The sequence below is a fragment of the Mycoplasma sp. CSL10137 genome (assembly GCF_017116845.1).
GTDB lineage: Bacteria > Bacillota_I > Bacilli_A > Mycoplasmatales > Metamycoplasmataceae > Mycoplasmopsis.
In genome coordinates this window covers 78604-91492 of sequence record NZ_JAFIRE010000001.1, presented here as the reverse complement: position 1 = coordinate 91492, position 12889 = coordinate 78604, and the positions used below count along the sequence as shown (strand labels likewise).

2 protein-coding genes are annotated in these 12889 nt (G+C 24.0%); one reads left to right on the top strand and one right to left on the bottom strand.

The genetic code is table 4. The annotated features are described in order from the left end of the window. Positions 1 to 282: 282 nt before the first annotated feature. Complete coding sequence (locus JXZ92_RS00270; RefSeq protein WP_205851757.1) at positions 283 to 10308, top strand: GDSL-type esterase/lipase family protein; 10026 nt, start codon at positions 283 to 285, stop codon at positions 10306 to 10308. 86 nt (positions 10309 to 10394) lie between these two features. On the opposite strand, the gene JXZ92_RS00265 is transcribed toward JXZ92_RS00270, so the two are convergent. Next, a complete protein-coding gene (locus JXZ92_RS00265; protein WP_205851755.1) occupies positions 10395 to 12872 on the bottom strand; it encodes a hypothetical protein in 2478 nt (825 codons plus the stop codon). Positions 12873 to 12889: the final 17 nt, after the last annotated feature.

The following is a 12889-nucleotide window of genomic DNA, read 5'->3' as shown; positions in this document are numbered from 1 at the left end:
TTACTATATATCTCATATTATTTTACTCATTTTTTATATTCGTTTTATAAAAAATTGATTTTTTAAGCTTTTTGTGGGAAAGTTTTCACATTTGGTTAGTGCCAAAAAATTGATTTTTATTTAAAAAAAACTGAAAAATTTTATAAAAAATTACTAAAAAATTAACCTTAGTTTAGTATACAATTATCGTATTTGTAAATATTTAAAAATGTGTTATTATTTATGAAGTTAATTATTTCGCTTTATTATATATAATATAATAAACAATCTGAAAGGATAATTATGAAAAAAAATAAGAAATTAATTTTCGGTACAGCTATGGCTTTAGTATTAAGTGCAGGAGTAGTTGTTGCATGTAAAGCGCCTGGTTCTGATAAAGAATTGCAAAGTGGTGGTAAAGACTTATATGAGAAAATTAAAGAAAAGAACAATATTTCTTCAAAAGAACCTTTGGTTATAGAGCCATACTTACCAAAACCAAATGAAGAAAGTAATTCTCAAAATGGTAATAAATCAATTTCAGAAAGCACAAAAATACTACGTAAAGTTTCAAAAAACTTTATTGATAAAAACCAAAAAATTAAATATGTTGCAATTGGTGACTCTGTTACAGAAGGGTTTGATGCTTCTACACCAGAAATATTAAAAGGAAATTATCAAAACGGAAATATAGAAGGATTATCATACCCTGCTTATTTAGCTCGTTTATTAAATTTTAATGGTCGTGTTGAAAGTTTTGATAATTTTGCACACTCAGGTTCACAAATAATTGATTGAATTAAATTTTTCGATATAGAATTTGATTCAACTTATCAATCAAATATTAAATTAGGTAATAAAGAAGAAATTAAAAATAAATTAGAGAATGCTAACTTGATTACTTTAACCTTAGGTGCTAATGATTTGTTTTATTTATTATTTAAATCAGCAACTAAATATGATATAACAAAAATTATTAAAAGTTTTATTGATAAAAAACCAATTATCGGAGATTCATTAGTATTTTTCAATAACATCTTTAAAGATTCAATTCCTGAACTTAAAAAAAGATTAACAACTTTCTTAGCCAACTTAAAAGTAATGGCACCAAAGGCTAATATTAATATCGTTTCATACCCTTCACCATTTTTACAGTTAGATCAAATAATTACTGATTTCATAACAAAATCAATCGGACAAAATTTAGACATATCACCTATTAGTTTATTAACCTCACTAATAAATGACGCTATTAAGAGTGTCGCTGATTCTAATGGAGTTAATTATGTGGATGTGTTTAATAACAATTATTGAACAGTAAATAAATCTAAATTAAATTCATTATTTTTAGATATCCACCCAAATAATTATGGATACAAAAAAATGGCAATGGATTTATACTTAAAAATCACTCATCCTACTTTAAATACAGAAGATTATCAAAATTACAATTTTGACAATGATTATTTAGAAAAAGATGCTAAGACAACAAACTATCAAATTGAAGCGGTTCAATCCGATCAAGAAGTATTTGGAAATTCCTCTGAAAGTTATTTAGATAACAAAAATCAAGAAGAATTGGAAAATGATTTAAATAGAAACCCAAGAAACTTTGGAGTAAAAATAGGTGTATTAACACAAGAATTTAGTTTTATTGCTAAAGAAATTATAGAATTTATTTCCAATAATACCTTATATAACGAATTAGATCCTGAACATAGATTAAGCAACTTTTTAAATTCTACAAATTCTAACAACCAAACTATTTTAGATAATATTGTTAATAATATTATTAATTCTCAATTAATTTCTAGTATAGTTACAGATTTAGAAAATTCTCTAGCAATACTAAGAGACAAAAATGAATTAAATTTAGAAAATCTTGGTCATACTTTTATGGAAGTGGTATTAAATGTTAATAATATTCCTAAAATTATTTCAATAATTGCAAAAACAGATTTAACCCAAGAACAAAGAACTGAATTCGGAGCAACTTTAAAATATATCGTAAAAAATCTTTTAAATAGATATGGTAATGATATTTTTTCAGCTCTAACTGGTTCATTTGATAAATTTTTATCAACTTATAATATTTCAAAAGAACAAATCACACAAATAATTAATTCAATATTTAAATCGAATGATTTTAATGAAATTTTAAATGATGCTATAGATTTATTTGCAAATCACCCCGAAAAATTTAGTAACCTTGAAAATATAAACCAATTAATACTAGCATTCATCTCTGACGAAAATACAAATACTAAAATTGCTTCTAAAATTTCAAATATTTTTAAAGAATTATTAAAAAATCCTGCATTAAATTCTTTATTTAGTAGTTTAATTTTTAACATTCTTGAAAAAAATGAATTAACAACAAATATAACTAAAAGTGAAATTATTTCAGTTACAACAGACTTAATTGATTTGATAAACGAAATTGATACTCAACATAAAATAATTGAAAATTTTGTATCAATATCTCTTAATTCATTCCCTAGCTATGGATTTGATAAAATTCAGGAATTATTATCTAATTCATTTTTAGGGGCCGTTTCAAAAATTTCTGATGATAATAATCAAGAAAAATCAATAATAACCCTAATTAACCAAATATTTAAATCTAATTTAGTGAAAAACCATAAAGATTTATCTAAAAACTTGATTAACAATATTTTAGATAAGTCTAAATTGAAGAATGCTTCTAACTTAATGTATCCGTTAATATCTCAAACAATGATAGGCGAATATATATCAGATCAATCATTTAGTAAGATAGTGAACTTATTCTTCAAGCAAGATTCATTCAATAATTTAGTTAAGGATACATTAAATTCATTGATTGATAATTCTAACAATTTTGAAACCGTAAAAAATTATAATGAACTAGTTGTTCAAATATTACAAAACGTTAACGAAGACAAGTTTAAAAAAGAATTAAAAGCAACTTTCACTAACTTATGAAATGATCCTGAACTAGCACAAACAATTAAACAAATATTAACTGATTTTGCACACGTCGAAAACATAGATTCTAGTCCTAGTGTAATAAACTTCATTCAAGGATTTTCTAGTGATTTCGGAAACATCCTCAAACAAACACAACTCATCGAAAGTTTAATAGACGTTATCTTTGATCAAATTAAAAAAGCTAAAGAACAAAACGCAAACACAATCGAAAAATTAAATGAGTTGCCAAATTTAATTTCAATAGAGATTAATAAAATACTAAATGAAAAAGGTTTTGAAATATTTAAAGAAGTAATTCAAAAAGACTATGTAACAAATAATAAAGAAGGTGTTTCGTTAATAGTTAGCGTTATTGTTAATAAATTAACAAAAAACGGAACATTACAAAATCTTATAAATAATTTATTAGAAACATATTTAGTTAAACCTGAAATTTCAAAATATGTTGAAAAAGATGAGATAAGTAAAATAATATCAAAAGTATTTTCTTCAGCAAACTTTAGTTTAATAATTCAAGATTTAGTTAAAATCTATATTTCTAATAGTAATCAAATCAATAACTTCAGTTCAATCACAAGCTTAGCCAACGCTCTGTTAAAGGATGCTACATTTAAAACTTTGCTCAACCAAGATGCAAAACCTTTAATTAAAGAAATTATTAAATCTGGTGATTATAATAAAACAATAACAAAAGTAATAATTGAATTAAGCAAAAATACAAAATATAACATTGATGAAAAATACAAACCAGTAATAAAAAATATTGTTCCAAGTATTTTAGACACTCTCGAAGCAACTAATACTTTTGACTCTTTAATAGATAATTTCATTAAATTACTTACACAGTCAAACGACTTAAATGAAGTTACAAATGGCATTTTAACTACAATTAAAAATAGTTTTAACTTTAGTGATGTGGAATTATATAAAACAATATTAAAAACCAATCTATTTTCAAACGAAAACGGAACTCTTTCTTTGGAACTTGTTAAATCATTAATAAAGACATTCATTACAAATGATTTAGATTCAACATTAGAATTTGTACTTCCAGAAAGTGCTTTAGGGATTCAAAAAACAGAGTTAAAACAATTTATACTAAAAGTAGCAAAAGATCAAAACTTTAAAAATATATACGAAAAATCATTAGATCTTATATTTAATAATTCAAAAGAAATTTCAAATATTCATAATTTTTACGATATATTTAATATCGCAGTTAAGAAATTAGAAGTTAATAATATCAAAGATAGTTTCGAAAATCTTTTCAAAACTATAAAAAAAGATGATGTATTTAAAAAATTAATTTCTAATATTATAGATTCTCAAATTAGTAACCAAGAAATTTCTTGATTATTTAAAAATGTAAAAAACAAAAAACAATTACTAACAGATTTAAGTTCTTCTTTAATTACACAAATTGATAAATTCAATCTAATAACATTATTGTTCGATTCTTTAAATGAATATAAAAATCAAAATAAAGAAAATATAAATGATATTATTGAAATATTAATTAATAAACTTAAAGATAAGTTCAATAAAGAAAATATAAGTACAACATTATTTAATTTCATAAAAGATATTTCAAAAGATTTTGCAAGCAAAAATAAAGAAGATATAAAAATTATTTTTAATAATATATATAACTATTTAAAAGAAAATAATACATATGTAGATTTTATATTAAACAATCTTCCGAGTGAATATAAAAATACTCTAAATAAATATATTTCAGACCAAGACTTAAAATTGTTTGTTAACTTATTAATTAATAATGATACTTTCAAGGAAATTATTATTAATTCATTTAATAAAGTGATTGATAGTACTGATCAGTTACAAAATGCAAATGATATTAATAACATTATCTCTATTGCATTGAATAGTTTAGCAACAGATAGTAACCTCAAACAAAATATAATCAATTTTTTAACAAGTGCTACAAATCAAAATGAAATCAAAACAATAATCGCAAATACTATTTCAAAATATGTTCAACTTAATTATCCAAAAATTTATGATCAAAATAAAACAAATATATTCATTTCCAATTTAATAACTGATGGATTTACAATATTTAAAGATTTAGGTCTTGTAGAAAACGTTTTAGATAGTTTGATTACATTCACTAAATCAGAAGGTAATAATGAATTTAATTTCGAACAAAGAATCCAAACATTAACAAATAATTTAAAAAATAATTTAAATACATTAGTTAATAACCATTTAGATGAATTAATATCAAGATTATTTAAATCAAATACAATTAATTCTGATTTTAATTATTCAATCCAAGTATTCAAATTTATTTCAACCACATTACTAGACAACATACAAATTTTCAAAGATATAATAAATGATGCTTTAAAAGATGCAAAATTAATTGATGATTCACAGAAATTAAATGAAGAAAAATTAAATGAATTTAAAGAATTGTTGTTTGATATAAATAATTCTAACGTTAATAATTCGATATTAGATCAATTACTAAATATAACTCAAGAACAAGCTAGTTTAATTAATAATTTCAATTCATTAAAAGAAGTATTAATAAATAACTTAACAAATGCAGTTAAAAATAACTATTTCACAATAATAAAATCAATTTTAAATTCTAAATTTGTACAAAATCAAAAAGAATGAATTAAAAAAGTATTAGAGAATGCCCTAAATAACTATCTAACAGATGAAAAAAGTATTGCGTTTTTAAATTCTATTAATCTAAACAAAATATCTAGTTCAATAGGTATTGATAAAGATTTAATAGTTTCCACAATAAAAGAAATAGTAAATAACACAAACACAAAAGAAGTAATTAAAAAAGTAATAGAAAAAATATTAGACAATATTGATTCAATTAAAAATTCAACAAATATAAATGACTTAATTAAAAAAGTATTTTCTATAAACGGTTTAAAAGATGAAATAAAAGAAGAAACTAATGCTATATTATCTTCAATAATCCAAAAAGATTCTATTAAACGAGTATTAACAGAAGCACTGAAAAAAATATTTGAAAAAGATTTTATAGCTCCATATTTAAACGGGGTTAATAATAAAGCAGAATTAGCAAAGAGCGTTGTAGATATATTAGATATAATCGATGAAAAAATAAAATTAAGCGATTTAAGTTTTGAATTGATTTACAATCAACTTCAAACAAATGGAATTAACTTTAATGTAACTTCACTTTTAAATACATTTGTATCTAGTCTTAAAAATATTTTTAGCGGTAATAACGGCGAAACAAAAGCTGTCGATTTAATTAAAGCGCTCGTTTCTTCTTCTTTATTCAAAAATCATAAAGAAGATATAAAAACAATAATTAAAAATCTAATAATTAAATTCTCAAAAGGAACATTTATAGATGATTTATTCAATAATATATCTTCTTCAACAAGAGAAAAAATAGAAAATTATGTAAACATTAATGATTTAAGTAACATTTTAAAATTGATACTTAGAAATCAACATTTACACAACATAATTAATAATTCAATTACAAAATTAGTAAATAATATCAATCAATTTGAATCAGTAAAATCATATCAAGGATTAATTTCAAAACTTTTCGAATTAGTGAACTTCAATGAAATAAAATCAGAACTAAACCTAATGTTTAGTGACCTTTCAAATGAAGTAAGTTTCAAAGACGCACTAAAACAATTATTAATTAGTTTATTGAATAAAAATGGAGTTGAAACAACCGATGAAGGTATTAATTCATTTATAGATTATGTTTCAAACAATCTAAAAGATTTCTTCAAATCTTCAGATATACTTAATAATTTATCAAGTGAAATATTCGATAAAATCAAAGAAGTATTTAGTCAAAATAGTGAAAATACAATAGAAAAACTAACTAAATTACCAAACGATATTGTCGAACTAATAAAATCAAAAATTACACAACAACCTAAATCGTTTGTTGATGGAATTTTAAATTCTTCAAATATTCAACCACACAAAGAAGCTATAATTAAAATTGTTAAGCAATTATTTATTGGCCTAAATAAAAAAGGTGTTATTGAATTAATAGTAAACTCTCAAATTGATAAAATAAATGATCCTAGCGTTACTAAATACTTAGACCTTAATTTGTTTAAGAAAATGGTAGGAACAGTATTAAAAGATGATTTTATAAACGATACACTAAACGTGGTAGTTCCTGAATTATTAAATGATACTTCCTGACTAAACAATTTAAATAATCCATTTAAACTAATTCAAGAATTGTTTAATAAAGAAACAATTAAAAATCATTTTAAAAATAACTTACCTGGTGCTTTAGAAAGAATTTCAAAAAATAGTACAACAACAAACTTTATTAATTCTTTATTAAATAATGTATTAAAGAATAATCAAATAACTATACAAGGTAGTGAATCAAATAGTTTTGTTTACAATATTGCAAGCAATATTGTTCCGTATCTAAAAGAAGTTGATTTATATAATAATATTATAGAGACAATTATTAATCAATTGTCTTCAAGCGCAACTTTAAAACAATTTGTTGAATCAATTAAAACAAATATTATTTCTAAGTTCGATTTAGCTGATTACAAGTTTGTTAAAGCATTATTTAATAACTTTAGTTCTATCGAAAATAACAAAGAAATAGTAGTAGAGATATTCGAAAAAATATATGATAAATTTAAAGAAAATGATTCTTGAATAAGTACTATAATTTCTCTTGTTAACAAAGATCAAGTTCTTGTAAATACAAATAACGAAGAAAAACTTAAAACAATTATTAAAGAAGTTTTAAAAGAAGAAAGCATAAAAACTAGTTTAACTTCTATTATTAGGGGAAGTTTAACAAATTTATTTATATTTAAAAACGCTGACAATTATCAAGATTTAATAAAATCTATTTTCTCAAATGAAAACTTAAAAACACCTATTAAAGATTTATTTGATAAATTAACTAAAAAACTATTAGAAAATGAAAATTTTAAAACTATAGTAAAAAATATTCTTGATAAAAAATTACCTGATGACATTAAAACTAAATTATTTGAAAACATAACAACAGATAACGATAAAATAAATTCAATCGGGTGATTACTAACAATAATTAAAGAATCAAACAATAATTTCAATATATTTAATTCATTTATTGAATCAGGAATTAAACAGCTAGGAACTAACGGAACTATTCAATTTAACGTAAGTGAATTTATATCTGATGCAATTGAAAACATTAAAAAATTCACAAATTACAAAAATATCGAAGCTAAAATTCTTTCTGTATTAAATACTTTAAAAGTACAAATAGGAAGCAATAAAGAAAATAAAATACAAATTATTAATAACATATTTAACTTGGCCGTAGATAAAATCGATATAGGTTCTATTATTTGAGGTGCATTAGAAGGAACTAATAAAGCTTCATTCATCTCGGAAAACTTTATTTCTGAAGAAGACTTTATAAGATTAATAAATAATACAGTTAAAACTAACAATCTAAAAGAAGTTGTAAATGATATAGTTAAATTCTTTTTTGAAAGTAATAATGATATCAATAATACTTCATTTGTAAATATAACAAAAGAATACTTAAAGGATGAGCAAAGAAAAACTAAATTTAAAGAAAAAATACAAAAGATATTCGAAAACGCTTTAAGTTCAAATAATTTAAGAGAACCTATTAAAAAAATAATAAATAAAGCTATGAATTATTTAGAAGTTAAAGCTGATGAACCTATTAACACATTTATAGAAAACTTCACAAATGGTTTAGGAGATTTCTTTAAACGAATAGAAATTAATTCTAAATTAATTGATGCGACAACTGAAGCATTCGAAGAATCCGAAAATTTAGGCCAATTAAGTCAAAAAATTAAAGACAAAATGATAGCTAAGGTTAACCCAACTTCGTTTGGTCTAGTTTCTAAAATATTAAACGATTCATTAATGCAAGAAAACAAAGAAGGTCTAAAAAGTTTAGTTAAACAATTACTAACAAACTTCTTAAATAATGAAGAAAAAATTAGAAAAACAATAAATGATATAAATCTATCAGCTTTAATTACCGGTAGAAATGATGAAGAATTAAATAAATTAATAAACAATACTATAATAACATTTATTAAAAATCCGGATTTAAGAGATTTATTGACTTTAATTCTTGATAATATTATTGATAATGCAAAAAAATACGAAAATAAAACAACATGATTAGAAGCGGTTAATGTTTTATTACATTCTAACAATGCTGAGCAAATGAAGCAAAAGTTTAAAAATTGATTCAAAGCAAGTGTTTCACAAAATGGTAATGTTGACTTTATAAAAGGTATAACTAAATTGGCAATAATAAAATTTAAAGAATCAGGATTTAATTTAAACCAAAATAGAGATGAAGTTGTAATAGAACATATAATACAAAAAACTTTAGCATGAATATCAAATGATACTTTATTTAACACAATAATAGATAAAATATATGATAACTTAAGAAATTTAGATTTTACAAAGGCAACTCCACAACAAGTAAAACAAAAAATTATGGATGGCGCTTTATCATTTATTCTTACAGACGATATGAATTCAATATCATTTAAAAAGATTTTAAACCAAGCAAGTAAAATTAGATTATTAACAAGCTCATTTAATGAATCAATTTATGTTGAATTTATAAATAGATTATTTGAAAGTAGTGACTTTGAAAACACTACAGGTATTTATAATATGCTTGGTTTCTTATTTAAAGATAAACAAAACAACGGATCAAGCAACACAAACACAAACAATAACCAAAATAATGATCAATCTAAAACATATGGTTTTTCATTTGATGAAAACATATTTAATGTAGTTGGTAGAACCGAAGAATTAATTAAAGCTATTTTTGAACCAATTTTCAAATCAATGTTTACTAAAATTTCACAAAATAATTATAATTTAACCCAAAGTAAAAATAACCCAGAATACAAAGCTATTTTTAGACTAACATCAATTATGTTATGAGCAATATTTGAAAAAGGTGCAACTGGTGGTAAATTTTGAAACTTCACAGGTTTAGATGTTGAAGGTACATTTGTTGGTGGTTTAGAAAAAGCTTGAGAAAGCGCAAAAAACGCAAAAGCAACCCTTTGAAATAAATTCAGTGATAACCAAAAAATAAAAAGTGGTGCTTACAAAAAAAGCTGATGAAGTGGCGGTGGATTTGCATATAATCGTGAATTCATTACAGGTAATAGATCAGATAGAACATCATTAGGTAATTATTGAAACGATCAACTACTTGCATACATTTATTGAAATAAAGACAACGATAGACACAATCAAGGTTATAAAAATAAAGAAACATTACGAAAAGCAATTAAGCAAGGTTGATTGTCTTCAAGTAATTAAATAAAATAAATATCAAGCTATTATTTGAGCTTGATATTTTTATTGTATAAAAATAACACACCTTAAATGGGAGTGTTATTTTTTAATTATTGATTTGTTTCTTCTGTAGGAGTAGAAACTTCTGCTTTAGTCAAATTAATTGTAAATTCTTTTTTGTGTTCTGTAGTACCATCTGTTACAACTATTTTTGCTTTTGCGCCAGTTTCGTTTTGTGTTTTAGCATTTGTTGTAACTTCACTTATATAACCAAATGTATATATTCCTTCTTGTAAATTTGAATTGTCACTATTTTTAATAGTTGATTGATCAAATAATGTTTTGAAAACTTCTTCAAAAGTTTTACCTTCTGGAACTTGTATTGAAAGTGTTTGTTCGTTACCATTTAATTCAACTTCTTTATTATCTATATTTAATTTAAATGAATCACCAAAATGTTCTAATGCAGTAAATGATGTTGATGCATTTTCGCTAGCCTGTACTTTATCATTAATTGATTTAATATCATTTTTCAATTCAATAAACTCAATTTCTGAGAATCCTATAAATCCTTTATCTGTTGTAAAAACACGATTTTCTTGGTCTTCAGGATCTTTTAAATTAGGTATTGTCGGTGCTTCAAATTCAAATTTAAAGTATTTATCAGTTGTAGGTTGGAAGTTTATTATTACACCATATATATTATTAGTTTCTTTAAGATTTCCTACATTTACGGTTTCGTCAATTAACCTAAAGCCATCAACAACTTTAATTTTGAAAAGTTCAGAATCGTTAACTTTATTTTGCCCGGTTACTAATTTATAACTACCTTCTTCGCCTGTGCTTGATGAATAAATTTTAATTCATTCAGGTGACATACTTTTTCCGTTTTGTAGTTCAACCTTTTGGTTATGATTATATTTATCAAAATCATCCCATCCTCTTCTAGGGTTAAAACCACTAACTCTAGTTCAAGCTCTTAAACCAAAAATTTTTGACTCATTTGAACCGTTTTTTCTATTAAAATAGAAAACATTATGACTTTGGTCTAAACCATAATCAATTCAGTTATCTCATCTTGATGATTCTACTTTAATACCATCAAAGATTTTAGGTAATTCTGTTGATCTTTTTTGATTTGGATGAACACTGTCGGTATAGTCGTAATATGACTTTTCAACGTTTAGTTCAATATTTGTATTGCCAGATAAAACATTCGAGTTTTCATTGCTATTTAAATCAACAGGAACAAAACCTGAAGATTGAATTGATACTAAAGCATATTTTTTATTATTATCTTCTACTTTTGTACCGAATAATTTTATTAATTCACCGTGTTGGATCAGTCTGTTTTCTTCTAAATCAGTACCATCATACTTTTTGAATGTATAATCTGGATATGCAGTTTTTAAATATTCATTAACATTAGAATTTGATAAAAGTTTTTTAACTTCAACATATTCATAATTCAACTCTTTCATTGAATCTTCTGTTGTTTTTTCTATGTTAGCATCTTCTGGTCCTGTTTGATCGTTACCAGTTTCAGAACTTTCTGTTTTATCACCTTGATTTTCTTTTGAAGATTCATTGTCTGTTTTTGCAGTGGTTTCATCTTTATTGTTAGATGTTTGTTCGCCACCTTTATCGTCTTTTGTTTTATCTTCAGATTCGCCGGTAGTACCTTCACCCTCAGATTCAGTATCTGCTTTACCAGTTTCAGAACCCTCTGTTTTATCGTCTTGTTTTTCTTTTGAAGTTCCTTCTTTATTTGAATCTACATTTGCGTCTGTGGTAGTTTCATCTTCTGATTTTGATGTATCTTCATCTTGATTATCGGACGCTTCTTTTCCAGTTTTATCACCATCGTCTTTTGTTTTATCTTCAGATTCACCGGTAGTACTTTCGCCTTCAGATCCAGTGTTTGTTTTACCATTTTCAGAACCTTTATCTTCTGTTTTATCTTTTTGATTTTCTTTTGAAGATTCCTCGTCTGTTTTTGCACTAGTTTCGTCTTCGTTGTTAGGTGTTTGTTCACCAGACTCGGCGCTTTCGTTTTTTGTTTTATCTTCAGATTCAGTTGTTGTTTCACCTCCAGGTTTTTCTTCTTCATCTTTACCTTGTTTTGTATCTTCTTCTACAGGTGGAACATTGGTAGGTTTATCATCGATTAATTTTTTATTTTCAACAGTTTTTTCATATGCTTTATCTAAATTTATTTTAGCAGATACATACACATCATTTTCTACGCTATTTGAAGAGTAAATAGAATTTGCTCTTTGGTATTCTTGTTCTAATTCTTGTCTCAATTCTACATATTTAACATCTGATAAAGTTTTTAAATATTCAGTAACTTTATCTAAACTTAATTTTAGTTCGTTTTTAGAATCATTATTTGTAGAATCTGAAGGTGTGTCATTTTTTGTATCCGGTTTAGCAGGATTAGAAGGTTGTTCAGGAGCAACCGGACTAGGTTTTTCTTTTTCTTTGCTAGTTGAACTACCGCAACTCATTGCCATAGTTGCAACTGAACCTAAAAGCATCGAACCTGCCATTAGGTTTGTAAAAATTTTTCTATATTTTTTACTCATAATTTAAAGTCCTTTCA